22 protein-coding genes are annotated in these 25,803 nt (G+C 52.6%); 11 read left to right on the top strand and 11 right to left on the bottom strand.

The genetic code is table 11. The annotated features are described in order from the left end of the window. Positions 1 to 61 precede the first annotated feature (61 nt). Positions 62 to 1,183, top strand: coding sequence for a [50S ribosomal protein L16]-arginine 3-hydroxylase (gene roxA / locus OGY09_RS18270; RefSeq protein WP_032943034.1), 1,122 nt, complete (start codon positions 62 to 64; stop codon positions 1,181 to 1,183). A gap of 102 nt (positions 1,184 to 1,285) precedes the next feature. On the opposite strand, the gene pepT is transcribed toward roxA, so the two are convergent. Then, a complete protein-coding gene (gene pepT / locus OGY09_RS18265; protein WP_032943033.1) occupies positions 1,286 to 2,512 on the bottom strand; it encodes a peptidase T in 1,227 nt (408 codons plus the stop codon). A 250-nt stretch (positions 2,513 to 2,762) separates the two neighbouring features. On the opposite strand from pepT, the gene potA reads away from it, so the two are divergent. The 5 genes from potA (at position 2,763) to OGY09_RS18240 (ending at position 7,234) form a co-directional block, all read left to right on the top strand. Further along, complete coding sequence (gene potA, locus OGY09_RS18260; protein ID WP_003832287.1) at positions 2,763 to 3,899, top strand: spermidine/putrescine ABC transporter ATP-binding protein PotA; 1,137 nt, start codon at positions 2,763 to 2,765, stop codon at positions 3,897 to 3,899. Next, positions 3,883 to 4,740 (top strand): spermidine/putrescine ABC transporter permease PotB, encoded by an 858-nt coding sequence (potB, locus tag OGY09_RS18255; protein WP_032943032.1) that lies wholly within the window; start codon positions 3,883 to 3,885, stop codon positions 4,738 to 4,740. Before potA ends, potB begins: the two co-directional genes overlap by 17 nt. Next, positions 4,737 to 5,516 (top strand): spermidine/putrescine ABC transporter permease PotC, encoded by a 780-nt coding sequence (gene potC, locus OGY09_RS18250; protein ID WP_003030794.1) that lies wholly within the window; start codon positions 4,737 to 4,739, stop codon positions 5,514 to 5,516. Before potB ends, potC begins: the two co-directional genes overlap by 4 nt. Positions 5,517 to 5,543: 27 nt before the next feature. Further along, complete coding sequence (gene potD, locus OGY09_RS18245; RefSeq protein ID WP_032940124.1) at positions 5,544 to 6,590, top strand: spermidine/putrescine ABC transporter substrate-binding protein PotD; 1,047 nt, start codon at positions 5,544 to 5,546, stop codon at positions 6,588 to 6,590. A gap of 137 nt (positions 6,591 to 6,727) precedes the next feature. Continuing rightward, positions 6,728 to 7,234 carry a methyltransferase family protein gene (locus OGY09_RS18240; protein WP_032943030.1) on the top strand — a complete coding sequence of 169 codons (507 nt, stop codon included), beginning with the start codon at positions 6,728 to 6,730 and terminating at the stop codon, positions 7,232 to 7,234. Positions 7,235 to 7,255: 21 nt separating this feature from the next. On the opposite strand, the gene cobB is transcribed toward OGY09_RS18240, so the two are convergent. The 5 genes from cobB to lolC all read right to left on the bottom strand — a co-directional run bounded on the left by cobB (position 7,256) and on the right by lolC (position 12,231). Beyond that, positions 7,256 to 8,077 (bottom strand): Sir2 family NAD+-dependent deacetylase, encoded by an 822-nt coding sequence (gene cobB, locus OGY09_RS18235; protein ID WP_003832281.1) that lies wholly within the window; start codon positions 8,075 to 8,077, stop codon positions 7,256 to 7,258. 15 nt (positions 8,078 to 8,092) lie between these two features. Further along, complete coding sequence (nagK, locus tag OGY09_RS18230) at positions 8,093 to 9,004, bottom strand: N-acetylglucosamine kinase (protein WP_020996481.1); 912 nt, start codon at positions 9,002 to 9,004, stop codon at positions 8,093 to 8,095. Positions 9,005 to 9,093: 89 nt separating this feature from the next. Further along, the gene (gene lolE, locus OGY09_RS18225) at positions 9,094 to 10,338 is read right to left on the bottom strand and encodes a lipoprotein-releasing ABC transporter permease subunit LolE (RefSeq protein ID WP_003030804.1); all 1,245 of its coding nucleotides are present in this window, start codon (positions 10,336 to 10,338) and stop codon (positions 9,094 to 9,096) included. Beyond that, positions 10,338 to 11,039 (bottom strand): lipoprotein-releasing ABC transporter ATP-binding protein LolD, encoded by a 702-nt coding sequence (gene lolD, locus OGY09_RS18220; protein WP_003832278.1) that lies wholly within the window; start codon positions 11,037 to 11,039, stop codon positions 10,338 to 10,340. Before lolD ends, lolE begins: the two co-directional genes overlap by 1 nt. Next, the gene (gene lolC / locus OGY09_RS18215; RefSeq protein WP_032943027.1) at positions 11,032 to 12,231 is read right to left on the bottom strand and encodes a lipoprotein-releasing ABC transporter permease subunit LolC; all 1,200 of its coding nucleotides are present in this window, start codon (positions 12,229 to 12,231) and stop codon (positions 11,032 to 11,034) included. The genes lolD and lolC overlap by 8 nt, the downstream gene beginning before the upstream one ends. A gap of 261 nt (positions 12,232 to 12,492) precedes the next feature. On the opposite strand from lolC, the gene OGY09_RS18210 reads away from it, so the two are divergent. The 3 genes from OGY09_RS18210 to ldtC all read left to right on the top strand — a co-directional run bounded on the left by OGY09_RS18210 (position 12,493) and on the right by ldtC (position 18,242). Further along, the gene (locus OGY09_RS18210) at positions 12,493 to 13,557 is read left to right on the top strand and encodes an acyltransferase family protein (RefSeq protein ID WP_032943025.1); all 1,065 of its coding nucleotides are present in this window, start codon (positions 12,493 to 12,495) and stop codon (positions 13,555 to 13,557) included. A 117-nt stretch (positions 13,558 to 13,674) separates the two neighbouring features. Then, entirely contained in the window at positions 13,675 to 17,121 is a 3,447-nt protein-coding gene (gene mfd, locus OGY09_RS18205) for a transcription-repair coupling factor (protein WP_032943023.1), read from the top strand. A gap of 155 nt (positions 17,122 to 17,276) precedes the next feature. Next, positions 17,277 to 18,242 carry a L,D-transpeptidase LdtC gene (gene ldtC / locus OGY09_RS18200; RefSeq protein WP_032944376.1) on the top strand — a complete coding sequence of 322 codons (966 nt, stop codon included), beginning with the start codon at positions 17,277 to 17,279 and terminating at the stop codon, positions 18,240 to 18,242. An 86-nt stretch (positions 18,243 to 18,328) separates the two neighbouring features. Here ldtC and bhsA read toward each other — a convergent pair whose 3' ends face one another. Further along, positions 18,329 to 18,586: a multiple stress resistance protein BhsA gene (bhsA, locus tag OGY09_RS18195; protein WP_003030810.1), complete on the bottom strand. Its 258-nt coding sequence runs from the start codon at positions 18,584 to 18,586 to the stop codon at positions 18,329 to 18,331. A gap of 243 nt (positions 18,587 to 18,829) precedes the next feature. On the opposite strand from bhsA, the gene comR reads away from it, so the two are divergent. Together comR and OGY09_RS18185 are read left to right on the top strand one after the other, a co-directional pair. Next, positions 18,830 to 19,465: a TetR family copper-responsive transcriptional repressor ComR gene (gene comR, locus OGY09_RS18190; protein WP_008784432.1), complete on the top strand. Its 636-nt coding sequence runs from the start codon at positions 18,830 to 18,832 to the stop codon at positions 19,463 to 19,465. A 254-nt stretch (positions 19,466 to 19,719) separates the two neighbouring features. Next, positions 19,720 to 21,900: a TonB-dependent siderophore receptor gene (locus OGY09_RS18185; protein ID WP_275399028.1), complete on the top strand. Its 2,181-nt coding sequence runs from the start codon at positions 19,720 to 19,722 to the stop codon at positions 21,898 to 21,900. Between the two features lie 57 nt (positions 21,901 to 21,957). Here the strand turns inward: OGY09_RS18185 and OGY09_RS18180 are convergent, their stop codons facing one another. From OGY09_RS18180 to nagZ, 4 genes are all read right to left on the bottom strand, one after another. Continuing rightward, positions 21,958 to 22,497 (bottom strand): glycine zipper 2TM domain-containing protein, encoded by a 540-nt coding sequence (locus OGY09_RS18180; RefSeq protein WP_003030814.1) that lies wholly within the window; start codon positions 22,495 to 22,497, stop codon positions 21,958 to 21,960. Between the two features lie 168 nt (positions 22,498 to 22,665). Then, complete coding sequence (ndh, locus tag OGY09_RS18175) at positions 22,666 to 23,970, bottom strand: NADH-quinone dehydrogenase (protein ID WP_003832263.1); 1,305 nt, start codon at positions 23,968 to 23,970, stop codon at positions 22,666 to 22,668. 236 nt (positions 23,971 to 24,206) lie between these two features. Continuing rightward, positions 24,207 to 24,749 carry an alpha/beta hydrolase YcfP gene (gene ycfP, locus OGY09_RS18170; RefSeq protein WP_032943020.1) on the bottom strand — a complete coding sequence of 181 codons (543 nt, stop codon included), beginning with the start codon at positions 24,747 to 24,749 and terminating at the stop codon, positions 24,207 to 24,209. Between the two features lie 21 nt (positions 24,750 to 24,770). Beyond that, positions 24,771 to 25,796 carry a beta-N-acetylhexosaminidase gene (gene nagZ, locus OGY09_RS18165; RefSeq protein ID WP_032943019.1) on the bottom strand — a complete coding sequence of 342 codons (1,026 nt, stop codon included), beginning with the start codon at positions 25,794 to 25,796 and terminating at the stop codon, positions 24,771 to 24,773. Between the last annotated feature and the right edge of the window lie 7 nt (positions 25,797 to 25,803).

Here is a 25,803-nt window from a genome sequence, read left to right as displayed (position 1 = left end):
ACGCTTGAGGTTAAGTATCCGTTATAATCGGTTGCAGATACCAGCCTGCGGGATGCTCACTATGGAATACCAACTCACACTTAATTGGCCCGATTTTCTTGAACGCCACTGGCAGAAACGCCCGGTGGTCTTAAAACGCGGGTTTAATAACTTTATTGATCCTCTTTCTCCTGACGAACTGGCTGGACTGGCAATGGAAAGTGAAGTCGACAGCCGACTCGTCAGCCATCAGGATGGTAAATGGCAGGTTAGCCATGGTCCCTTCGAAAGCTACGACCATCTTGGCGAGAACAACTGGTCTTTGCTGGTGCAGGCGGTCAACCACTGGCACGAACCTACCGCCGCGCTGATGCACCCGTTCCGTGAATTACCGGACTGGCGTATCGACGATCTGATGATTTCTTTCTCTGTACCCGGTGGCGGCGTTGGCCCGCACCTGGATCAGTACGATGTATTTATCATTCAGGGAACCGGTCGTCGTCGCTGGCGCGTAGGCGAAAAGCTGCAGTTGAAGCAGCACTGCCCTCACCCGGATCTCCTTCAGGTCGACCCGTTTGAAGCTATCATCGATGAAGAGCTGGAACCCGGCGATATCCTGTACATTCCACCGGGATTCCCGCACGAAGGCTATGCGTTAGAAAACGCGATGAACTATTCGGTTGGCTTCCGTGCGCCAAACACTCGCGAGCTGATCAGCGGCTTCGCCGATTACGTTTTACAACGCGAACTGGGCAGCACCTATTACAGCGATCCTGATCTGCCACCGCGCGATCATCCGGCAGATGTTCTGCCGCAGGAAATGGACAAGCTGCGCGAAATGATGCTGGGCCTGATTAATCAGCCAGAACATTTCCAGCAGTGGTTTGGCGAGTTTATTTCTCAGTCTCGTCATGAGCTTGATATTGCCCCGCCGGAGCCACCGTATCAGCCAGACGAAATTTATGATGCCCTGAAACAAGGTGATGTGTTAGTGCGTCTGGGCGGGTTGCGCGTATTGCGCATTGGCGACGACGTCTACGCTAACGGTGAGAAAATTGACTCGCCACATCGTCCTGCGCTGGAAGCGCTGGCCAGTCATATTGTGCTGACGGCTGAGAACTTTGAGGATGCGCTGGAAGATCCTTCTTTCCTTGCCATGCTTGCCGCGCTGGTCAACAGCGGGTACTGGTTCTTCGAAGGGTAATGCGGACTGTGCCTGATGCGACGCCATGCGTCTTATCAGGCCTACTGGAGTGAAATATTGTAGGCCGGATAAGCAAAGCGCCATCCGGCAACTACACATATTTTATTTTTGTTTCGCGGCCAATTCAGCAATACGCACAATCACCTGCACCGCTTTTTCCATTCCTTCCAGGGTTACAAACTCATGCTTGCCATGATAGTTGTAGCCGCCGGTGAACAGATTCGGACACGGTAATCCCATAAATGACAGCTGTGCGCCATCAGTGCCGCCACGGATCGGTTTCAGCACCGGCTCAATATCGCAATCGCGCATCGCCTGCTGGGCGATATCCAGCACGTGCGGATGCTCAATCACTTTTTCGCGCATATTGTAGTAACTGTCTTCAATCACCAGTTCGATATAGCAGTCCGGGTGTAACCCTTTGCCGACCTTCTTGGCGATATCCATGATCTTGCGTTTACGCGCTTCAAACTGCTTACGGTCAAAATCACGAATAATGTAGTGCATATCCGCCCGATCGACCGTCCCTTTCATGCTCGCCAGATGATAAAAGCCTTCGTAGCCTTCCGTCTTCTCCGGGCTTTCATCTGCCGGGACCTCAGCGTGAATACGCGCCGCCAGCGACAGCGCATTCACCATCACCCCTTTTGCGGTGCCGGGATGCACATTGTTGCCAACAATTTTGATATTGACCGACGCGGCGTTGAAGTTTTCAAACTCCAGCTCACCTACGCCACCACCGTCAACGGTATAGGCCCACTGCGCATCGAATGCCGCAACATCAAAATGCTTCGCCCCTTTACCCACTTCTTCGTCCGGCGTAAAGGCTACGCGGATATCACCGTGCGGAATATCTTTTTGGATAAGCACAGCCAGCGCGGTCATGATTTCCGCCACGCCTGCTTTATCATCCGCGCCCAGCAACGTTTTACCGTCTGTGGTGATCAGCGTCTGACCCAGAAGTTGATGCAGCACCGGGAACATCACCGGCGATAAAACTTCATCACCAATGCCTAACGCAATATCGCCACCGCGATAGTTTTCAACGATTTGCGGATTGACATTTTTACCGCTGAAATCCGGTGAGGTATCCACATGGGAAATAAAGCCGATCGCAGGAATATTACCAGCAACGTTAGCGGGTAACGTTGCCATCAGCGTGCCTTTTTCGCTCAGTGAAATATTAACCAGCCCCATCTCTTCGAGCTGTTGTTTGAGCAGTTGCAATAATTTCCACTGTCCTTCGGTGCTGGGTATCTGCCGCACGCCCGATTTTGATTGGGTGTCCAGCGACACGTAGTGTAAAAAACGCTCAAGTAGTTTATCCATGCAGTCACCCTCACTTTTTGTGACAACATTATCAATAAGCAACAAAAGACAAATATTGCGTCAGGTCACTTTTATCCCCGCAAGTGAGAATATTTCGCCCTGACATCCCCTCTGACTATAGGGCTAAGTCAGTAATTCGCAACAAGGATTGGCGATTACAATGGTTTGCCGTAGAATAACGGCCCTCATTAAGAGTCATCAAGGTGGTTAACCACAAACCCCGCATCGGTCAGCCATCCGTTGCGTTTACATGGGACAGAGTAAAAAATTGAATAAACAACCGCGTTCGCTTTCTCCACTGGTGCAATTAGCGGGAATTCGCAAAAGTTTCGATGGCAAAGAGGTGATTTCCAGCCTGGATTTGACCATCAATAATGGCGAGTTTCTTACGCTGCTTGGCCCCTCTGGCTGCGGTAAAACAACCGTTCTTCGCCTGATTGCCGGTCTGGAAACGGTTGATTCCGGTCATATTTTGTTGGACAACGAGGACATCACTCACGTTCCAGCGGAAAATCGCTACGTGAATACCGTCTTCCAAAGCTATGCGCTATTCCCCCACATGACTGTGTTTGAAAATGTGGCCTTTGGTTTGCGCATGCAAAAAACGCCCGCAGCCGACATTTCTCCCCGCGTTACCGAAGCCCTGCGCATGGTGCAACTGGAAGAGTTCGCCCAGCGAAAACCGCATCAACTTTCCGGCGGACAGCAGCAGCGCGTAGCGATTGCCCGAGCAGTGGTCAACAAACCCCGCTTACTCTTGTTAGATGAATCCCTCTCTGCGCTGGACTACAAACTGCGTAAGCAGATGCAGAATGAACTGAAAGCACTGCAGCGTAAGCTTGGTATCACTTTTGTCTTTGTCACACACGATCAGGAAGAAGCGCTGACTATGTCTGACCGCATCGTGGTGATGCGCGATGGTAAGATTGAGCAGGACGGTACGCCGCGCGAAATCTACGAAGAGCCAAAGAATCTGTTTGTCGCCGGGTTTATCGGTGAGATCAATATGTTTAACGCCACGGTGATTGAACGTCTGGATGAACAGCGTGTTCGTGCTAACGTTGAAGGCCGCGAGTGCAATATTTATGTCAACTTCGCGGTAGTTCCTGGACAAAAGCTGCACGTCCTGTTACGCCCTGAAGATTTGCGCGTTGATGAAATCAATGATGATAATCATATCGAAGGCCTGATCGGCTACGTGCGCGAACGCAACTACAAAGGCATGACGCTGGAGTCGGTTGTAGAACTGGAAAATGGCAAGATGGTGATGGTCAGCGAATTCTTCAACGAAGACGATCCTGACTTTGACCACTCGCTCGACCAGAAAATGGCAATTAACTGGGTAGAAAGCTGGGAGGTCGTACTGGCTGATGAAGAGCACAAGTAAATTCCAGAGTGTGGTGATCTTCACCATTGTCGGTTGGCTTGTGTTATTTGTCTTTCTGCCCAACCTGATGATCATCGGCACCAGCTTTTTGACCCGTGACGACGCCAATTTCGTCAAAATGGTCTTTACGCTGGAGAACTATACGCGCCTGCTCGATCCGCTCTATTTTGAGGTACTGGTTCACTCCCTCAATATGGCGCTGATTGCCACGCTCGCCTGTCTGGTACTCGGCTACCCGTTTGCCTGGTTTTTGGTGAAACTGCCGGAAAAAGTACGCCCGCTGCTGCTGTTCCTGCTGATTGTTCCGTTCTGGACCAATTCTCTGATTCGCATCTACGGACTCAAAATTTTCCTCAGTACCAAAGGCTATCTCAACGAGTTTCTGTTATGGCTCGGCGTTATCGATACACCCATTCGCATTATGTTTACTCCCAGCGCGGTGATTATCGGGCTGGTATACATCCTGCTGCCGTTTATGGTGATGCCGCTCTATTCCAGCATTGAAAAGCTCGATAAACCGCTGCTGGAAGCCGCACGCGATTTAGGCGCCAGTAAGCTTCAGACCTTCACCCGTATCATTATTCCGTTAACGATGCCGGGGATTATCGCCGGATGCCTGCTGGTCATGCTGCCCGCAATGGGGCTGTTTTACGTTTCCGACTTAATGGGCGGCGCGAAAAACCTGCTGATTGGTAACGTAATTAAAGTTCAGTTCCTGAACATCCGCGACTGGCCGTTTGGTGCAGCCACCAGCATTACACTGACCATCGTGATGGGTCTGATGCTGCTGATCTACTGGCGCGCCTCCCGCTTACTGAACAAGAAGGTGGAACTCGAATGATCGGTCGACTGCTTCGCGGCGGTTTTATGACCGCTATCTACGCGTATCTGTATATTCCAATCATCATTCTGATTGTGAACTCCTTTAACAGTTCGCGCTTTGGCATCAACTGGCAGGGTTTTACTACTAAATGGTACGGCCTGCTGATGAATAACGACAGCCTGTTGCAGGCGGCGCAGCACTCGCTGACGATGGCGGTGCTATCCGCCACCTTTGCCACCTTGATCGGCTCACTCACTGCGGTTGCGCTGTACCGTTACCGTTTTCGCGGTAAACCGTTCGTCAGTGGCATGCTGTTCGTGGTGATGATGTCGCCGGATATTGTGATGGCAATATCTCTGCTGGTGCTGTTTATGCTGATCGGCATTCAACTGGGCTTCTGGTCGCTGCTGTTCTCGCATATCACTTTTTGTCTGCCTTTTGTGGTGGTGACGGTTTACTCTCGCCTGAAAGGTTTTGATGTCCGCATGCTTGAGGCGGCTAAAGATTTGGGTGCCAGCGAAGTAACTATTCTGCGCAAGATAATACTGCCACTGGCTATGCCTGCGGTGGCTGCGGGTTGGTTGCTGAGTTTTACGCTGTCGATGGATGATGTTGTTGTTTCATCTTTCGTCACCGGACCGGGTTATGAAATTTTGCCATTAAAAATCTACTCAATGGTTAAAGTCGGCGTATCACCAGAGGTGAACGCGCTGGCGACCATTTTGTTGGTTCTGTCGCTGGTTATGGTGATTGCCAGCCAGCTTATTGCACGTGATAAAACCAAGGGCCGCTAAGGCCCTTAATTCAGGGGACGTTAAATGATGAAAAAATGGTCACGCCACCTGCTCGCGGCGGGTGCTCTGGCACTGGGCATGAGCGCCGCTCACGCGAATGACAACAACACGCTCTATTTCTATAACTGGACCGAGTATGTCCCACCGGGGCTGCTGGAGCAGTTCACCAAAGAAACCGGCATTAAGGTTATCTATTCGACCTACGAGTCGAATGAAACCATGTACGCCAAGCTCAAAACCTATAAAGACGGCGCATACGATTTGGTGGTCCCGTCCACCTATTACGTCGATAAAATGCGTAAAGAAGGCATGATCCAGAAGATCGACAAGTCGACGTTGACCAACTTCCACAACCTCGATCCGGAAATGCTCAACAAGCCGTTTGACCCAAACAATGACTACTCCATCCCGTATATCTGGGGTGCAACGGCCATTGGCGTCAACAGCGATGCTATCGATCCGAAAACCGTCACCAGTTGGGCCGATCTGTGGAAGCCGGAGTACAAAGGCAGTCTGCTGTTAACGGATGATGCGCGAGAAGTGTTCCAGATGGCGCTGCGCAAGCTGGGATATTCCGGCAATACCACCAATCCTAAAGAGATTGAAGCCGCCTATAACGAGTTGAAGAAGCTGATGCCTAACGTTGCGGCATTTAACTCTGACAACCCGGCCAACCCGTATATGGAAGGCGAAGTTAATCTGGGGATGGTGTGGAACGGCTCCGCGTATGTTGCGCGTCAGGCGGGCACACCGTTGGAAGTAGTATGGCCGAAAGAAGGTGGCATTTTCTGGATGGACAGCCTGTCTATTCCGGCTAACGCGAAAAACAAAGAAGGTGCGCTGAAGCTGATTAACTTCCTGCTGCGCCCGGACGTCGCGAAAGAAGTCGCAGAAACTATCGGTTACCCGACGCCGAACCTGGCAGCACGCAAGCTGTTAAGTCCTGAGGTCGCGAACGACAAAACGCTCTACCCTGACGCGGAAACCATCAACAAAGGGGAATGGCAAAACGATGTCGGTTCCGCCAGCGCTATCTACGAAGAGTATTATCAGAAGCTAAAAGCAGGACGCTAATACTCGTGCAACCCGGCAGGCGTCGCTGCGCCGGGTTGCTACCTGCCAATCCCTACTTTTTACGCCTTTCGGCTGATTCCCGCTCCCCAGTTTCTGGCTATGCTTACAGTATTCCAGGCCGGCTTCTGAGGCTTCCAATGACAACGCTCTGGCTGCTACTTGAGTTGGCTAATCTGATCGTATTTACGCTGGTGATTCTCCCACGTAAGCAGCCGGTAAACGCTCGTCCTTTGCTGCCTGTCACCGCAACCCGCCTGCTACGGCTCACCTTTTTAATACCGATCCTGGTTTTTGGTTATAGCCTGTTTTTCAGTCATCAGATTGGTCCGGTGGAGTGGGGATGTCTGATTTTGGCGATCGTAGGTAACGCGCTGGTCATCAAAGGAAAATGGGATTTGGGGGAGAGCCACACATGGACAGGCTACTATTTACCTCGTGCAAAAAGGGTTACGCGCGGCATTTTTGCCTGGATTGCGCACCCCATGTATACCGGAATTATTCTGGTGATTATCTCGTGCAGCCTGGTTTACATTACCCGACTACCCATGTGGCTGAGCGCACTGGGGCTGATCTGTTGTTTTTACATCGTTGGATTTTTGATTATGGCGGCCCTGCGTGAGGACCGCCAGCTTGTACAGGCTTAAACAGTATTATCCGGATAGCCGTTACAGCCCTTTCAATAACTTCTCAACGAACTCAGGCACTACCTGGCTTGCCGGACCGTAATACTTCTCTTCAAACTCACTGCCTACCTGGCTCGGTTCGAGATTGAGTTCTACCGTATGTGCCCCATGCAGCCGCGCCTCATGCACAAAACCCGCTGCCGGATAAACATGTCCCGATGTGCCAATCGCAATGAACACATCTGCCATTGCCAGCGCCATATAAATTTCATCCATACCCAGCGGCATTTCACCAAACCACACTACGTGTGGTCGCAGCGGTGCCGGAAACTGGCAGCAATGACATTTATCTTCCGGTGTCACATCGCCCGTCCATTCCAGAATCTGCCCGCTTTGCGAACAGCGAACTTTGAGCAGCTCGCCGTGCATATGGATAACGTTCTGGCTGCCCGCACGCTCATGCAGGTTATCAATGTTCTGTGTCACCAGTAAAAAACGATCGCCCAGCTCGGCTTCGAGTTTTGCCAGTGCGATATGCGCCGCGTTGGGTTGGATTTCAGGCTGCTGCAACTGATGGCGACGGGCGTTATAAAACGACTGAACCAGTTCCGGGTTCCGACTAAATCCTTCCGGAGTCGCAACGTCTTCTACCCGATGTTCTTCCCAGAGACCATCCGCCGCGCGGAATGTTCGAATTCCTGACTCAGCGGAGATTCCCGCTCCAGTCAGTACCAGCACTCTTGGTTTTTCCATCAATTCAGGCACCACTCTGTCTCTGAAAAAGATTCGTTGACGCAGGCGATCGCGCAAATGGCGTTTATTTTTACGAAAGCGGCTTAACCGATGACCCCGACGCGACAGCATAACAACCTCTTTGTATTAATCGGTAAGATGTAGGAAAGCAGCCCCGCGCATCCCGCCGGCATCACCGTGCCGTGCCTGCTCAATACGCGGTACCCGGGCAACCGGCAGCAAATGACGTGGCAGTCGATCCGCCAGTTGCGTCGTAATAGCGGTAAAATTCGACAAGCCTCCGCCAATCACCACCAAATCAGGATCGACGATAGTCAGGATATTCCCAAGACACACTGCCAGCAAATCCAGATAGCGTTCAACGTGGGCACGCGCGTGTTCGTCACCCTGCTCCCACAGCGCGATGATTTCGCGGGCATCCAGCGGTTGATGGTAGTAATGCTGATACAACCACGCAAATCCACCGCCGGAAAGATAGCTTTCGATGCATCCCAGTTGACCGCATCCGCAGCGGCGCAGCGGGAAATCAAAGCCCATCAGCGTCAGCGCATCGACCGGCAAACGAATATGACCAAACTCACCGGTGATATAGCTGCGTCCGGTGATGGATTTCCCATTAAGCACCAGGCCGCCGCCGACGCCCGTACCGAGGATCAACCCCATCACCAGCGGATATTGGGTGAACTCGTCATCCCAGGCTTCGGAGAGAGCAAAACAGTTCGCATCGTTATCCAGACGCACATCGCGGTCAAGGCGAGCGCTGAGATCGGCGCGGAGCGGTTTGCCACTTGCGGCAGGAACATTGGCCGCGTACAGCGTGCCGTCTTCGGTTTCCGGCATGCCCGGAATGCCGATGCCTACCGAACCTTTGATGCCGAACCGCTGATCCGCTTCCGTCACCAGATTGCAGACCGCATCAAGGAAAGCGTCGTAGCTGTCGCGAGGCGTAGGAACGCGAGTTTCCCATTGCAGACGACGTTGCTTATCAAACACGCCCAGCGCAATTTTGGTCCCGCCGATGTCAAATCCGTAATACATCACCGCTCCTTGATACACGTCATCCTTCAAGATGCCTCTACGTTGGCTACGCCTTGATGCAGCATGAATGCTGTCGTGTATTATTGTTGTTATTGGCCGCTAAGTACTCTCGCAGGATCAATATTGCTGGCGCGACGCGCCGGATACCAACTTGCCAAAAGACTCAGCACGAGTGCTGTCACCAGCACGTAAATCACATCCAGCCAGTGTAATTCCGATGGCAGGAAGTCAATGAAATAGATATCGCCGGACAGGAACTGATGGCCGATAAGCGCCTCAATCCCGTTTATGATCGGCGTCAGTTGCAACGACACAACCACCCCGATGACGACGCCTATCAGGCTACCGAACAGACCCGCCAGCAGGCCGTACCAGACAAAAATGGCACGGATCAACCCATCTTTCGCCCCGAGGGTTCTTAATACCGCAATATCGCCGCTTTTGTCTTTTACCGCCATCACTAACGTGGAAACGATATTAAAACAGGCCACGCCAATAACCAGCACCATAGCCAGATACATAATGGCGCGGATCATCTGAATATCGCGGTACATATAGCCGTAGGTGCCGATCCAGCTCTTGATGTAAACATAGTTATTGGTGACTTCACCCGCGTCTCGCACCAGCTTATTGGCGTTAAACACGTCGTTAACCTTCAGCGCGATCCCGGAAACGCTGGTTCCCATATCAAGATATTGCTGCGCATCTTCCATTGGGATCATGGCAAAGCTGTGATCGAGCTGACCGCTCAGTTGCAGGATCCCCGTCACGTGCAAACGCACGCGTTTAGGCTGCTGTAGCTTATGATCCGCACTGGCGTTAGGGATCATAATCGACACCCAGTCACCCTGCTTCACCTTCAGCGCATCGGCAATACCCTTACCAATGATGATTTGTTGTTCACCGGCTTTAAAATTATCCCAGGCGTGGTTTTGCACAAAGGATGGCAGCGCGCTTAAACGCTGTTCCTGTTTCGGGTCTACGCCCTTCACCTGCACCGCGCGTAAGTTCGCCCCGCTCTCCACCAGTCCGGTAAAGTTGATATAAGGCGCCGCGGCGACAATACCCGGCACTTTTTGTACCTTGTCGAGCGCTTCCTGCCAGTTATTCCACGGCTGATTTACGGCTTCAATCTCTCCGTGTGGGACTACGGCCAGAATACGGTTGTTCAGCTCACGCTCAAATCCGTTCATGGCACTTAAACCGACGATCAACACCGCCACACCCAACGCGATGCCAACGGTAGATATCACCGAAATCAACGAAACCATACCGCCGCGCCGCCGACCACGGCTAAAGCGCAGACCAATCAATAACGATAAAGGCGAAGCCATTACTCAGCTCCCATCAGGCTCAGTTCAGCCGTCAGGCGACCATCGCGCATTTCAAGCTGGCGACTCATCCGCTTCGCCAGTTGCAGATCGTGCGTCACCACCAGAAATGCCGTGCCCTGAGAGCGGTTCAGCTCGCCCAGAAGCTCGAAAATGCTGTCCGCGTTACGCGCATCCAGGTTACCCGTTGGCTCATCTGCCAGAACCAGGCGCGGGTTATTCACCAGCGCACGCGCGATGGCCACCCGCTGGCGTTCGCCGCCAGACAGTTCAGACGGGCGATGACTGGCACGATGATCCAGCCCTACCGCTTTCAGCATATCCCGTGCGCGCTCGGTGATTTCAGCCGGTTTTTTCTTGCCGATCAGCAGCGGCATCGCTACGTTTTCCAGCGCGGTAAAATCCGGCAGCAAATGGTGGAACTGGTAAATAAAGCCCAGCTTCTGATTGCGCAGTTCCGCTTTCGCCGCCGACGAGAGCTTGCTCATTGGCTGACCGCTAAAAATGACGTCGCCGGAAGTCGGGGTATCCAACCCACCTAACAGATGCAGCAACGTACTCTTGCCGGAGCCTGAGCTGCCGACAATCGCCATCATCTCACCTTCGCCGACGCAAAAACTGACATCGTGCAGTACATCGGTCTGCACAGTGCCTTCCTGATAGCGTTTGCACAGGTTGTCGCATTGCAACAGGATCTTATTCATAACGTAAAGCCTCAGCGGGTTGAGTGGCGGCAGCGCGCCAGGAAGGATAAAGCGTAGACAGCAGCGCGATGGCCATCGCCACCAGCGCAATGGCGATAACCTGCAGCGGCTCGATAGCGACCGGCAGCGCAGCGCCATCCAGCAGCACACCAATAATTGGCATCAGATTGTTCAGTTGGCTGGCGAGCAATGCACCCAGTACAGCGCCCAGCAGCGCGCCAATCACCCCGGCACTGGCCCCCTGAACCATAAACACCATCATTATCTGCCGCGGCGTTAGCCCCTGCGTTTGTAAAATCGCCACTTCCCCTTGCTTCTCCATTACCATCAGACCCAGCGAGGTAATAATATTAAAAGCCGCCACCGCCACGATCAGGCTAAGCAGCAGCCCCATCATGTTCTTTTCCATGCGCACGGCCTGGAACAGTTCCCCTTTGCGCTCGCGCCAGTCCTGCCATTTGGTGCCCTGCGGCAGCGTTTGCTGGCTCAGCGTGTCAACTTTTAACGGTTCGTTCAGCCACAGACGCCAGCCAGTGATATTACCCACCGGATAGCGCATCAGACGCGAGGCATCCTGAATGTTGGTCAGCATCTGGTAGCCATCGACTTCGCTGTTGGCGGCGAAAGTGCCAATCACCGTAAACAAACGCTGGCTCGGCAAACGCCCCATCGGCGTAAACTGGCTGGCCGAGGGCACCATCACACGGATTTGATCGCCACGGTTCACGCCCAACTGCCCGGCAAGCTGCTCGCCGAGGATGACATTATACTTACCCGGTTGCAGATCTGTTTGCTTCACATTGACCAGATACGGCGTTAACGGATCTTTTTGCGCCGGATCGATACCGAGCATCACGCCGACCGCCACGCTACGCGCACTTTGCAGCACCACATCTCCCGTAGTTATGGGTGCAACGCGGTTGACGCCGTTCAACACCACCGCTTTTTCCGGCAGTTGTTGCGGGTTGAGGGAACCCTGTTCAGACGAGAGTACGGCCTGAGGCATCAGGCCAAGAATATTGTTTTGCAGCTCGCGCTCGAAACCGTTCATCACCGACAACACCGTGACCAGCGCCATTACCCCGAGAGTAATGCCTATGGTGGAGAGCCAGGAAACGAAGCGACCGAAGCGATCTGCTGCACGCCCACGCATATAACGCAGGCCGATGAATAGAGCGACAGGTTGGTACATGAAATCCGTCTGGTTGCTGTTAGCAAAGTCACGAGTATATAAGCGAAAGCGGAATGGGTAAATGACTGAACCGTAAGTGTTCGTCAGCACTATTCCTAAAAGTATAAATAAATCAATTCGCTAAAGTTGTCCCTCTACCCTTCAGCCCGGGTCCCTGATCTTTATCTTAAAAAAACAAAATGCAGACAGTTACGCATTACAGCGCACAACGGGTTGCGCAGGATGGCAGGCTATAGCCAACAATATGGATACGCCGTCTCGATGAAGAAAAAAGAACTATGGATTAATCAAATCAAAGGGTTATGTATTTGTCTGGTGGTGATTTACCACTCGGTAATCACGTTTTACCCGCACCTCACTACTTTTCAGCATCCGCTTTCAGAGCTGCTGAGCAAATGCTGGATTTACCTCAATTTGTACCTGGCGCCGTTTCGCATGCCGGTCTTTTTCTTTATTTCTGGGTATCTGATCCGTCGCTACATTGATAGCGTCCCGTGGCCCACCTGCGTGGATAAGCGGATCTGGAGCATTGCCTGGGTGCTGGTGCTTTGGGGAGTGGTGCAATGGCTGGCGTTAGTCGCGCTCAATAACTGGCTGGCCCCACAGCGCGATCTGAGCCATGCTGCCAACGCCGCTTATGCCGATTCGATCGCGGGTTTTACCCACGGAATGCTGACCGCCAGTACCAGCTTGTGGTATCTGTACGCGCTGATTGTCTATTTTGTTCTGTGTAAAATTTTCAGCCGCTGGGCGGTGCCGCTGTTGGCGTTATTTGTGGTGCTGAGCGTGGCGATCAATTTTGTCCCGACGCCGTGGTGGGGAATGAACAGCGTGATTCGCAATCTGCCCTGGTACAGCCTCGGTGCATGGTTTGGCGCAACGCTGATGGTATGGATCAAGGAGGTGCCCCTGCGCCGCCATGCGGTCATTGTTCTGGTTAGCGCAATCGCCGCCGTCGTCGCGTGGCTGGCAAATGTCTCACTATTACTTTCTCTGCTTTCCATTGTGCTGATCATGAAGCTGTTTTATCAATTTGAGCTGCGCTTTGGTATGCGTGAGTCCGGCCCGTTAAGCGTGATTGGTGCCAATACCATCGCCATCTACACCACCCACCGTATTCTGGTTGAGCTGTTCAGCTTAACGCTAATCCCCAAAATCAATCATACCGCCTGGCCTGCATATGCGGAGCTGGCCCTGCTGCTGGTGTATCCGTTCGCCTGCCTGCTACTGTGCACCTTGTTTGGCCTGTTGGTACGGAAAATTTCACAAAAAACAGTGGCCGACCTGCTCTTTTCCCCGCCTTCTTTATCGGCTGTCTCGCGCTAACCCCTACGCGCTTTTGCCCCCATCAGGGGGCGAATCAATTTGCTTATGAGAAACGATCACGGATAATAAAGAACATTGCTTATCAGATGTATATCTAAACGAGATCCTGACAACCGAATGCCTGAACAACATCGTTACACGCTCCCGGCGAAAGCTGGCGATCAGCGCCAGTTAGGTGAGCTTACCGGTGCCGCCTGCGCAACGCTGGTCGCCGAAATCGCCGAACATCACGCGGGTCCAGTGGTCCTGATCGCGCCGGACATGCAAAATGCGCTGCGTTTGCATGATGAAATTCGTCAGTTTACTGACCAGATGGTGATGAACCTGGCCGACTGGGAAACGCTACCCTACGACAGCTTTTCTCCCCATCAGGAGATTATCTCCTCGCGGCTCTCCACGCTGTATCAGCTGCCTGCCATGCAGCGCGGCGTGCTGATCGTTCCGGTAAATACACTGATGCAGCGCGTTTGTCCGCACAGCTATCTGCACGGTCATGCGCTGGTCATGAAAAAGGGCCAACGACTTTCACGTGATGCTCTGCGTGAACAGCTGGACAGTGCGGGCTATCGCCATGTTGATCAGGTCATGGAACACGGCGAATATGCCACGCGCGGCGCGTTGTTGGATTTGTTCCCGATGGGCAGCGAGTTGCCTTATCGTCTGGATTTCTTTGATGACGAAATCGACAGCCTGCGTCTGTTTGATACCGACACCCAGCGCACGCTGGAAGAAGTCGATGCCATTAATTTGCTTCCCGCACACGAATTCCCGACTGACAAAACGGCCATCGAACTATTCCGTAGCCAGTGGCGCGATACCTTTGAGGTGAAACGCGACGCCGAACATATTTACCAGCAGGTCAGCAAAGGCACGTTACCTGCGGGTATTGAATACTGGCAACCGCTGTTTTTCAGCGAGCCGCTGCCGCCGCTGTTCAGCTACTTCCCCGCCAATACGTTATTGGTGAATACCGGTGATATCGAGACCAGCGCAGAACGCTTCCAGGCCGATACCCTGTCGCGCTTTGGAAATCGCGGTGTTGATCCGATGCGCCCGCTTCTGCCGCCGGAATCGCTGTGGCTGCGGGTTGATGAGCTGTTTTCTGAACTTAAACGCTGGCCGCGCGTTCAACTGAAAACCGAGAGTCTGGCGAACAAAGCAGCGAATACTAACCTCGGGTTCCAGAAGCTGCCGGATATCGCCGTTCAGGCACAGCAAAAAGCGCCGTTAGATGCGTTACGTAAATTCCTTGAAGGCTTCACCGGTCCGGTGATTTTCTCGGTGGAAAGTGAAGGCCGCCGTGAAGCACTTGGCGAACTGCTCGCCCGTATCAAAGTGGCGCCGAAGCGGATATTGCGACTCGATGAAGCCGTAGATAACGGTCGTTATCTGATGATTGGCGCAGCTGAGCACGGCTTCATCGATAGCAAACGCAATCTGGCGCTGATTTGTGAAAGCGATCTGCTTGGGGAACGCGTGGCGCGCCGCCGCCAGGATTCTCGTCGCACCATCAACCCGGATACCTTAATTCGTAACCTCGCAGAGCTGCATCCCGGTCAGCCGGTGGTGCATCTGGAGCATGGCGTGGGTCGTTATGCCGGTATGACCACGCTGGAAGCGGGCGGCATAACCGGTGAATATCTGATGCTCACCTATGCCAACGACGCCAAACTGTACGTGCCGGTGTCGTCACTGCATCTCATCAGCCGCTATGCAGGTGGCGCAGAAGAGAATGCGCCGCTGCATAAACTTGGCGGCGATGCCTGGTCACGTGCCCGACAGAAAGCCGCTGAGAAGGTGCGCGATGTTGCGGCAGAGCTGCTGGATATTTATGCCCAGCGCGCGGCGAAAGAAGGCTTTGCCTTTAAACACGACCGTGAACAGTACCAGCTGTTTTGCGACAGCTTCCCGTTTGAAACCACGCCTGACCAGGCGCAGGCGATTAACGCGGTACTCAGCGATATGTGTCAACCGCTGGCCATGGACCGCCTGGTCTGCGGCGACGTCGGCTTTGGTAAAACCGAAGTCGCGATGCGCGCGGCCTTTCTCGCCGTAGAGAACCACAAGCAGGTTGCCGTGCTGGTGCCGACCACCCTGCTCGCACAGCAGCACTTCGACAACTTCCGCGACCGCTTTGCCAACTGGCCGGTACGCATTGAGATGTTGTCCCGTTTCCGTAGCGCCAAAGAGCAAGCGCAGATTCTGGAGCAAGTTGCCGAGGGAAAAATTGATATTCTCATCGGCACGCACAAACTGCTGCAAGCGGATGTGAAGTTAAAAGATCTGGGTCTGCTGATTGTCGATGAAGAGCACCGTTTCGGCGTGCGCCACAAAGAACGCATCAAGGCGATGCGCGCAGATGTCGATATTCTGACCCTGACAGCAACGCCTATTCCACGTACGCTCAATATGGCAATGAGCGGCATGCGCGATCTGTCGATTATCGCCACGCCGCCCGCTCGTCGTCTGGCGGTCAAAACCTTCGTGCGCGAATACGACAACCTGGTGGTACGCGAGGCGATCCTGCGTGAAGTTCTGCGCGGGGGACAAGTTTATTATCTGTTTAACGACGTCGAAAACATTCAGAAAACCGCTGACAGATTAGCAGAACTGGTGCCGGAAGCGCGTATTGGTATCGGTCACGGACAAATGCGCGAGCGCGAACTGGAACGCGTGATGAACGATTTCCACCATCAGCGTTTTAACGTGCTGGTGTGTACCACCATTATCGAAACCGGGATCGACATCCCCACCGCTAACACCATCATCATCGAACGAGCGGATCACTTCGGTTTAGCGCAATTACACCAGTTGCGCGGTCGTGTGGGACGTTCTCACCACCAGGCTTACGCCTGGCTGCTGACGCCGCATCCGAAAGCGATGACCACCGACGCGCAAAAACGTCTGGAAGCCATCGCCTCGCTGGAAGATTTGGGTGCAGGTTTTGCGCTGGCGACCCACGACCTCGAAATTCGCGGCGCCGGGGAATTACTGGGTGAAGATCAGAGTGGTTCCATGGAAAGCATCGGCTTCTCACTGTATATGGAACTGCTGGAAAACGCGGTCGATGCGCTCAAAGAAGGGCGTGAACCGTCACTGGAAGATCTCACCAGCCAGCAAACCGAAGTTGAACTGCGCATGCCGTCTCTGCTGCCGGATGACTATATCCCGGATGTAAACACCCGACTGTCGTTCTACAAGCGCATTGCCAGCGCGAAAGGCGAAAACGAACTGGAAGAAATTAAGGTTGAGCTGATAGACCGTTTTGGCTTGCTGCCCGACCCGGCTCGTACGCTGCTGGATATCGCCCGTTTACGCCAGCAGGCGCAGAAACTGGGGATCAGAAAGCTCGAAGGCAATGAAAAAGGCGGTACCATTGAATTTGCCGAGAAAAACCACGTCAACCCGGTCTGGCTGATTGGTTTACTGCAAAAGCAGCCGCAGCACTTCCGTCTGGACGGTCCAACCCGGCTGAAATTCATGCAGGAGTTGAGCGAGCGTAAAACGCGGATCGACTGGGTCCGCCAGTTTATGCGTCAGCTTGAAGAAAACGCCGTAGCATAAGCATAGTGAACAGGCCGGGTGAGCACACCACTCACCCGGCCTGATGAATTTACAAACTCTTTGCACTTCCCTGCACTTCCCGACACAGCAAACAGCCATAATTCTCGTTTACTTTTACATAATAAAAACCACGTAAAAACAATGGATTTATGGTGATGTTAAACAATAAACGACTCTCTCGCTGGCTCGCGTTTTTTACGCTTGCAGCGACATTCGCGTTAGCACTTCCGGCTCAGGCAAACACCTGGCCGCTGCCGCCACCGGGAAGCCGTCTGGTGGGTCAGAATGCCGTTCACGTTGTTGAAGACAATGGCGGTTCTCTGGAAGCGATTGCGAAAAAGTACAATGTCGGCTTTCTCGCGCTGCTGCAGGCCAACCCTGGCGTTGACCCTTACGTACCACGTCCGGGCAGCGTTTTGACGATCCCGTTACAAACTCTGCTACCTGATGCCCCGCGCGAAGGTATTGTTATCAACCTCGCCGAACTGCGTCTTTATTATTACCAGCCGGGGACCAATTCGGTGACCGTGTATCCTATTGGTATTGGCCAGTTAGGTGGTGACACGCTGACGCCTACGATGGTAACCACCATCTCTGATAAACGCGCCAACCCCACCTGGACGCCGACGGCAAATATCCGCGCGCGATACAAAGCAAACGGGATTGACCTGCCTGCCGTTGTGCCTGCCGGTCCGGATAACCCGATGGGCCATCATGCGATTCGCTTAGCGGCATACGGCGGCGTGTACCTGTTGCACGGTACAAATGCTGATTTTGGCATCGGAATGCGCGTCAGTTCCGGCTGTATTCGTCTGCGCGACGGTGATATAGAAACCCTGTTCCGTCAGGTAACGCCCGGAACTAAGGTCAATATTATCAATACGCCGATCAAAGCATCCGTTGAGCCTAACGGCGTGCGCCTGGTGGAAGTACACCAACCGCTGTCCGAAAAAATCAATGACGACCCGCAACTGCTGCCGATCGTGCTGAACGCGTCCATGCAGACATTTAAAAATGCGGCGCAAACAGATACCGCCGTCATGGATCATGCGATGGAGATTCGCTCTGGCATGCCGGTCGATGTGACTCGTCATCATGATGTTGCTCAACAACCGCTGTAAACGTAGCGTATAAAAAAACCCCCGCTGGATTTTATTCCGCGGGGGTTTTTTATTTAACTCGCAGTGGCATTGCGATGGGTTAAATCTTATTTGTAGATAACAGCAGTTCCGTGAAGAGTGTTAGGACCGGTAACGGAAGTAATACGGAAAGACTTCGCACCCATCTCATCGGCTTTCTGCGCCAGTTGATCTTCCAGAGAACCTAAGTTAGTCCCCGCATTCGCAGAAATAGTACCGACTTTCTCTTGGCCCGCAGGAGTGGACTGAACTTCAACAGCGGCAAAGCTTGCAAATGACAGTGAGCTAAGAACAGCAGCGACAAACAGTGTTTTTACGTTTTTCATGATAGTGACCTTTAGCAGATGAATAGGTGTCGAAAAGATTAACTTAACGATCGATAGGTAAATCATAGATGTGATCCAGGTCACACGTCAACATTTTTTTATAATGATCGTTATATAAAATATAAAGGTCTTATTTTTCATGCTAATAGCTATAAATTATTTTTATCGTGAATCCGCTGGAGTGTGCAGTCGAATATTTTTATAATGGTTATTCAATAAACCCAACAAAGGTACATCGGCGCCATGACAACTGAAACGACAGGTTGTGCAAAAAAAAGCCGTGGCCGACCAAAAGTGTTCGACAGGGAAGCCGCGCTTGATAAGGCCATGACACTCTTCTGGCAGCACGGATATGAAGCGACCTCGCTCGCCGATCTCGTGGAAGCCACCGGCGCAAAAGCGCCCACGCTGTATGCGGAGTTCACCAATAAAGAAGGGTTGTTCCGTGCCGTACTGGACCGCTACATCACCCGCTTTGCGGCGAAACACGAAGCCCAGCTGTTTTGTGAAGAAAAAAGCCTTGAGTCCGCACTGGAAGACTATTTCACCGCTATAGCGACCTGCTTTACCAGCAAGGACACCCCGGCGGGATGTTTCATGATTAATACTTCTGCGACGCTGGCAGCCTCTTCCCGCGATATTGCACACACGGTGAAATCCCGCCATGCAATGCAGGAACAGACGCTTACCCAGTTCCTTCACCAGCGCCAGCAACGAGGCGAAATTCCGGCCCATTGCGACGTGCAAAAACTGGCCGAATACCTGAACTGTATTTTACAAGGTATGTCGATCAGCGCCCGTGAAGGCGCAACGTTTGAAAAACTGATGCAGATCGCACACACAACCCTGCGGCTGTGGCCCGAACTCGTCAAAGCTTAACCCTTTCCCGCAATTCCCCCGCTTTACTCACACCACCGGGAGCTGATAAAGCCCCCGGTTAGATTCCCGTTACATTGTCCCTACATTTCTCATTGTTTTCATCATGTTACCCGATCATTTTTTGTAAAAAGTATTGATAACGACAATTATTATCAGCAATATTCGCATTTGTTTTAATACCTGTTTCATAATGTAACCATCGGTTTCTCTACCGCTATAACAAAAACAGACCGACTCTTTTAAAAGGAATACAAATGCATAAGCGTCTCTGGGTGCTCAATCCTCTTCTGTTATCTTTAACTCTACCCGCTGTTGCGGCTGAGGAAGAGAACCTCATCGTCAGCGCCAACCGTAGCCAGCGCACCGTGGCAGAAATGGCGCAAACGACCTGGGTTATTGAAGGAAGCGAGATTGAACAACAGGTTCAGGGAGGAAAAGAGTTCAAGGATGTTCTTGCTCAGCTAATCCCAGGAATCGATGTTAGTAGCCAGGGACGCACAAACTACGGCATGAACATGCGCGGTCGCGCCATTGTCGTGCTAATTGACGGCGTCCGTCTGAACTCCTCGCGAACCGACAGCCGTCAGCTTGACTCCATTGACCCATTTAACATTGCGCATATTGAAGTCATTTCAGGCGCAACCTCTCTTTATGGCGGTGGCAGTACCGGCGGATTAATCAACATTGTCACCAAAAAAGGTCAGCCGGAGCGTGAAGTAGAACTCGAACTGGGGAGCAAAAGCGGCTTCAACAATAGCAACGATCATGATGAACGCGTTGCCGCGGCGGTGAGTGGCGGAACCGATCGCGCTTCCGGGCGTATGTCCGTCGCGTATCAACGATTTGGCGGCTGGTATGACGGTAATCACGATGCCCTGCTGCTCGATAACACCCAAACCGGGCTACAGCACTCCGATCGCCTGGACGTCATGGGCACCGGGACGATTGAACTTGACGACAACCGTCAGTTGCAACTGGTTACGCAGTACTATAAAAGTCAGGGGGATGACGATTACGGGCTGGATCTCGGCGAGAACATGTCCGCCGTGACCGGAAACGGCAAAGCATACACCAGCAGCGGACTGAATTCCGATCGTATTCCCGGCACCGAACGTCATCTTATTAGCCTGCAATATTCAGATGCGGATTTTTTTGGCCAGAACCTGGTCAGCCAAATCTATTATCGTGACGAATCGCTGAAATTCTACCCCTTCCCTACGCTCAGCAAAGGCAAAGTCACCAGTTTCTCCGCATCACAGCAGGACACCGACCAGTTTGGTGCCAAAATTACCCTCAACAGCCAGTTGATGGATAACTGGGAGCTGACGTGGGGTGTCGATGCCGATCACGAAACCTTCGACTCCAATCAGAAATTCTTCGATCTGGCCTGGTCCCTGCCCTCCGGCGGCATGGACAACCGTACCGCTTATACCACCGGGCGTTACCCCGGTTACAGCATCACCAACTTCGCGCCTTTCCTGCAAAACAGCTATGACATTAACGACATTTTTACCCTCAGCGGCGGCGTGCGCTATCAGTGGACCGAAAACAGGGTTGATGATTTCGTTGGCTATGCTCAACAGCAGGGAATCGCGACCGGGCTTGCGAACTCTGCCGATACTATTCCGGGCGGCAAAACCGATTACGATAATTTCCTGTTCAACGCCGGTATCCTTGCCCACCTGACCGACCGTCAGCAAACGTGGTTTAACTTTTCTCAGGGCGTGGAGCTTCCGGACCCAGGGAAATATTACGGTAACGGTACCTATTCGCTGGTTGGCGATCATTACCAGCTCCAGCGCAGCGTCAACGTGGCGGATTCACGTCTGGAAGGGATTAAAGTTAACTCGTACGAACTGGGGTGGCGCTACACCGGCGATAGTCTGCGCACGCAACTGGCCGCTTACTACTCGACTTCAGATAAATCGATCGTTATCAACCGCAGCGATATGACCATTAACGTTCAGCCCGACGATCGCCGCATTTATGGCGTTGAAGGTGCGGTGGATTATTTCATTGCGGACACGGACTGGAGCCTGGGTGGCAACTTCAACGTCATTAAATCGGAAGTGAAACAGAACGGTAAATGGCAAAAATGGGATGTCACGCTGGCCTCACCGTCCAAAGCAACCGCGTGGGTCGGCTGGGCACCAGAACCGTGGATCTTGTGCGTACAGAGCCAGCAAACATTTGATCTGACCGACGCCAGCGGTAACAAGCTGGATGGCTATAACACGATGGACTTTATCGGCAGCTATCAGCTCCCGTTGGGTAAGCTGACCTTCAGCGTGGAAAACCTGCTGAATGAAGAGTACACCACACTGTGGGGACAACGTGCGCCACTGCTGTATAGCCCAACCTACGGCAGCCCGTCACTGTATGAATACAAGGGCCGGGGTCGTACTTTTGGTCTGAACTACGCCTTAACCTTCTGATAAAAAAAGCCCCCCAGCCTGAGCGAATGGGGGGCTAATGTTCAGGATAATGCTATTTTACGCTTTGTTATTCAGTACCAACTGTCCGTTGTTATCCAACGGAATTTGCGCGCCGGGGTCCTTATCCATACGGATTTTCCCCTGCTGATCGCCAATTTTGTACGTCACGTCGTAGCCCAGCATCTTTTCAGATTTGTCATACACCGTTTTACAACGCTGCTGCGTGGTGGTGTAAGTATCGTTTTCCTGCATCGAACCCTGAATCTGGTTACCTGCATAGCCGCCGCCTAAAGCACCGGCCACGGTAGCAATATCTTTACCACGTCCACCGCCAAACTGATGCCCAATAACACCACCCGCAACCGCGCCCAGTACGGAACCCGCGATACGGTTTTCATCTTGTACCGGCTTGCGGTGGGTGACCGTTACGTTCCGGCACTCCTGACGCGGTGTTTTTACCGACTCTTTAATCGGTGTTGCAGAGACAACTTGCGCATACTGTGGGCCACGCTCGAAAACGTTCAGACTGGCCACCGCTGCAACACCCAGCGCAGCAGCTACGCCAATCCCTATACCCGCCAACATTGATTTATTCACGGGACTACCTCCTTTTTTGCTATTAGCAACAACTTTGCAACAGAAGGTAAGGAATGCCAATCAGATTACGGATGAAAATAGCGGGAGGTGGAGCGAAAGCGGAATGATTCAGACAACTCTGAAGGAAGGCGTCGGATGCGTAAAATCATCCGACGCCACAGGTCGATATTAATGCAGTTTCAGACGCGGGCGAATCACCCGGTTGATACTGCCGACCAGCATCATCAGCCCGGTTTTGAAGTAGCCGTGCAAAGCAATCTGGTGCATGCGGTACAGTGAGATGTACACAAAGCGCGCAATACGTCCTTCCACCATCATCGAACCACGGGTCAGGTTGCCCATCAGGCTACCCACGGTAGAGAAGTTAGAGAGCGAGACCAGAGAGCCGTGATCTTTGTACTGATACGCTTTCAGCGGCTTACCGTTCATCTGTGCCAGAATATTGTTCATCGCGCAGGTCGCCATCTGGTGTGCTGCCTGAGCGCGCGGAGGCACAAAACCGCCTTCCGGGCGAGCGCAGGAAGCGCAGTCGCCAATCGCGTACACATCAGGATCGCGCGTGCTCTGCAGAGTTGGCTCAACCACCAGTTGGTTAATACGGTTCGTTTCCAGACCGCCAATGTCTTTCATAAAGTCTGGCGCTTTGATACCCGCCGCCCACACCATCAGATCGGCTTTAATGTATTCGCCATCTTTGGTGTGCAGTCCCCCTTCGTCAGCGCTGGTTACCATCGTCTGGGTCAGTACGCGTACGCCCAGTTTGGTTAACTCATTATGCGCAGCACCGGAAATACGCGGCGGCAACGCAGGCAGAATACGCTCACCGGCTTCGACCAGCGTAACGTTCAGCGCGTCATTGGTCAGCCCTTTGTAACCATAGCTGTGCAGTTGTTTTACCGCATTGTGCAGCTCAGCGGAGAGTTCTACACCCGTCGCACCGCCGCCCACAATGGCGATATTCACTTTTCCGTTAGCGCCCAGATTCGCGGAATACTTCAGGAACAGATTCAGCATCTCCTGGTGGAAACGACGCGCCTGATGCGGGTTATCGAGGAAAATGCAGTTTTCTTTCACGCCAGGGGTGTTGAAATCGTTGGACGTACTGCCCAACGCCATCACCAGCGTGTCATACGGCACTTTACGCTCAGGAACCAGCAGCTCACCCTTCTCATCGCGCAGCTCAGCAAGAGTAATGGTCTTCGCTTCACGATCGATATCCACCACCGAGCCTAACTGGAACTGGAAGCCATGGTTACGGGCATGTGCCAGATAACTCAGCGCATCCACACCTTCGTCCAGTGAACCCGTCGCCACTTCATGCAGTAACGGTTTCCACAAGTGACTGTGGTTTCTGTCTACCAGTGTGATTTTGGCCTTTTTCTTACGCCCGAGTTTTTTACCCAGCTGCGTCGCCATTTCCAGTCCGCCAGCACCGCCGCCGACAATCACGATCCTTTTCAATGGTGTAGTCAACGTGACCCCCTCAAATTTATTAACCAATTGTTAATTAAAAGTTATGAGCATAGCCTTTAATTAACAACAAGTTACGGCAATGAAAATGTTCTTCGAGAGTGAGAATAACACGAACGGTGCATTGGTCATACCAAAATTGATATGTATCAAGTTTTGATGCTGAAAAGATAGACAACCGGAACTTTAAGAACAAAAAAACCAGCCCGATGGCTGGTTTTTTACACACTCAATAAGAATTAACCTAACGTCTTGAACGCTTTGATGCGCTGCAAATGCGGAGAGATATTCGTAAACTTATGCGTCTGCTCTTCGTCCCAGACTATCTCGTAAAAATGATGCAGCTCTTCCGACGAACGCTGACTATTAAGCGCTTCATCATGACGTGACAGGATCACCAGGCAGCGATCGCGATTCTTTTCGCGGAAATTGGTCACGCATTTTGTCGCGATATCTGCATACTCCTCAGGTCTGTCGATTTTGCCTTCCATGTTCTCATACGGGAACAGGTTGGGATTAAACACTACCTGACGAATATCACACAGGAAACCAATCCGTTCAGCCCAATATCCCCCGAGCCCCACACCACAAATCAGCGGACGGTCATCCACATTCAGCTGCAGCATTTTGTCCACTTCTTTCAGCAGATGCTGCATATCATGTTTAGGATGCCGCGTACTGTAGCTAATCAGCCTGACATCCGGGTCGATGAATTGCAGCTGCAACACCTTCTCATGGTTGCCCGGGCTGTTAGAGTCAAAACCGTGTAAATAGATAATCATCGCATCCTCGCCAAACTTGCGTTAATGACCTGCTTTCTCTTCCTGCCAGCGCTCATGAAGTTGGTTAAGCTGAGCGCTTACCGTCTTCCAGCGTGCCGAGTCCATCAGTTCCTGACGTGAAAATGAACCTTTATGATACAAACGTGTAACACGTTCTGCATTGATCGGCGACAGATTATCTAACACACTGACCGCTCCCTTACGATTATTGCAGACCAGGATCATATCGCAACCTGCATCCAGCGAGGCCTGTCCACGCTCCGCATAGCTTCCCATAATCGCCGCCCCTTCCATCGACAAATCGTCGGAGAAAATGACACCATCGAAGCCAAGTTCCTGACGTAGCACCGTTTTCAACCAGTGAGGTGAGCCACTCGCCGGACGCGGATCGACATCACTGTAGATGACATGCGCAGGCATAATGGCATCCAGTTTGTTTTCCGTAATCAACGTCTGGAACACGGACATATCTTTCGCACGAATCTCGGCTTCTGGGCGTGGATCGGTTGGGGTTTCTTTGTGTGAATCCGCCGTCACCGCCCCATGTCCTGGGAAATGTTTACCGGTCGTTTTCATGCCAGCAGCATGCATCCCGTCAATGAAGCGGGTCGCCATCGCCAGCGCTTTTAGCGGATCGGCATGGTAAGAACGCTCGCCGATTGCCGCGCTGATATGGCCCACATCCAGCACGGGTGCAAAGCTGATATCAATGTCCATCGCGATCATTTCGCTGGCCATCAACCACCCTGCGTCCTGAGCCAGTTTGCCGCCCTCTTCCAGACCGTGCAACGCAGCAAAGGATTGAGCCGCAGGCAGGCGGGTAAAGCCCTCACGAAAACGCTGTACGCGTCCGCCTTCTTGATCTACCGCCACCACCAGATGGTTACGTGACGCAGCCCGGATCTGACGCACTAATTCACGCAGCTGTTCCGGGTCATGATAATTTCGGGTAAAGAGGATCAACCCACCTACCAGCGGATGTGCCAGAATCTCACGCTCTTCAGCGTCCAGCTCATACCCTTCGACATCCAACATTACTGGGCCCACACTGCTC

It is taken from the genome of Citrobacter sp. Cpo071, assembly GCF_030332765.1.
Classification (GTDB): Bacteria; Pseudomonadota; Gammaproteobacteria; order Enterobacterales; family Enterobacteriaceae; genus Citrobacter; species Citrobacter portucalensis.
Note: the sequence above shows the minus strand (reverse complement) of the source record. Positions and strands in the feature narration are given on the sequence as shown.

Coding starts and splice junctions, on each gene's coding strand:
- roxA (WP_032943034.1), top strand. CDS start 62: ATGGAATACCAACTCACACTTAATTGGCCCGATTTTCTTGAACGCCAC.
- pepT (WP_032943033.1), bottom strand. CDS start 2,512: ATGGATAAACTACTTGAGCGTTTTTTACACTACGTGTCGCTGGACACC.
- potA (WP_003832287.1), top strand. CDS start 2,763: ATGGGACAGAGTAAAAAATTGAATAAACAACCGCGTTCGCTTTCTCCA.
- potB (WP_032943032.1), top strand. CDS start 3,883: ATGAAGAGCACAAGTAAATTCCAGAGTGTGGTGATCTTCACCATTGTC.
- potC (WP_003030794.1), top strand. CDS start 4,737: ATGATCGGTCGACTGCTTCGCGGCGGTTTTATGACCGCTATCTACGCG.
- potD (WP_032940124.1), top strand. CDS start 5,544: ATGAAAAAATGGTCACGCCACCTGCTCGCGGCGGGTGCTCTGGCACTG.
- OGY09_RS18240 (WP_032943030.1), top strand. CDS start 6,728: ATGACAACGCTCTGGCTGCTACTTGAGTTGGCTAATCTGATCGTATTT.
- cobB (WP_003832281.1), bottom strand. CDS start 8,077: ATGCTGTCGCGTCGGGGTCATCGGTTAAGCCGCTTTCGTAAAAATAAA.
- nagK (WP_020996481.1), bottom strand. CDS start 9,004: ATGTATTACGGATTTGACATCGGCGGGACCAAAATTGCGCTGGGCGTG.
- lolE (WP_003030804.1), bottom strand. CDS start 10,338: ATGGCTTCGCCTTTATCGTTATTGATTGGTCTGCGCTTTAGCCGTGGT.
- lolD (WP_003832278.1), bottom strand. CDS start 11,039: ATGAATAAGATCCTGTTGCAATGCGACAACCTGTGCAAACGCTATCAG.
- lolC (WP_032943027.1), bottom strand. CDS start 12,231: ATGTACCAACCTGTCGCTCTATTCATCGGCCTGCGTTATATGCGTGGG.
- OGY09_RS18210 (WP_032943025.1), top strand. CDS start 12,493: ATGAAGAAAAAAGAACTATGGATTAATCAAATCAAAGGGTTATGTATT.
- mfd (WP_032943023.1), top strand. CDS start 13,675: ATGCCTGAACAACATCGTTACACGCTCCCGGCGAAAGCTGGCGATCAG.
- ldtC (WP_032944376.1), top strand. CDS start 17,277: ATGTTAAACAATAAACGACTCTCTCGCTGGCTCGCGTTTTTTACGCTT.
- bhsA (WP_003030810.1), bottom strand. CDS start 18,586: ATGAAAAACGTAAAAACACTGTTTGTCGCTGCTGTTCTTAGCTCACTG.
- comR (WP_008784432.1), top strand. CDS start 18,830: ATGACAACTGAAACGACAGGTTGTGCAAAAAAAAGCCGTGGCCGACCA.
- OGY09_RS18185 (WP_275399028.1), top strand. CDS start 19,720: ATGCATAAGCGTCTCTGGGTGCTCAATCCTCTTCTGTTATCTTTAACT.
- ycfP (WP_032943020.1), bottom strand. CDS start 24,749: ATGATTATCTATTTACACGGTTTTGACTCTAACAGCCCGGGCAACCAT.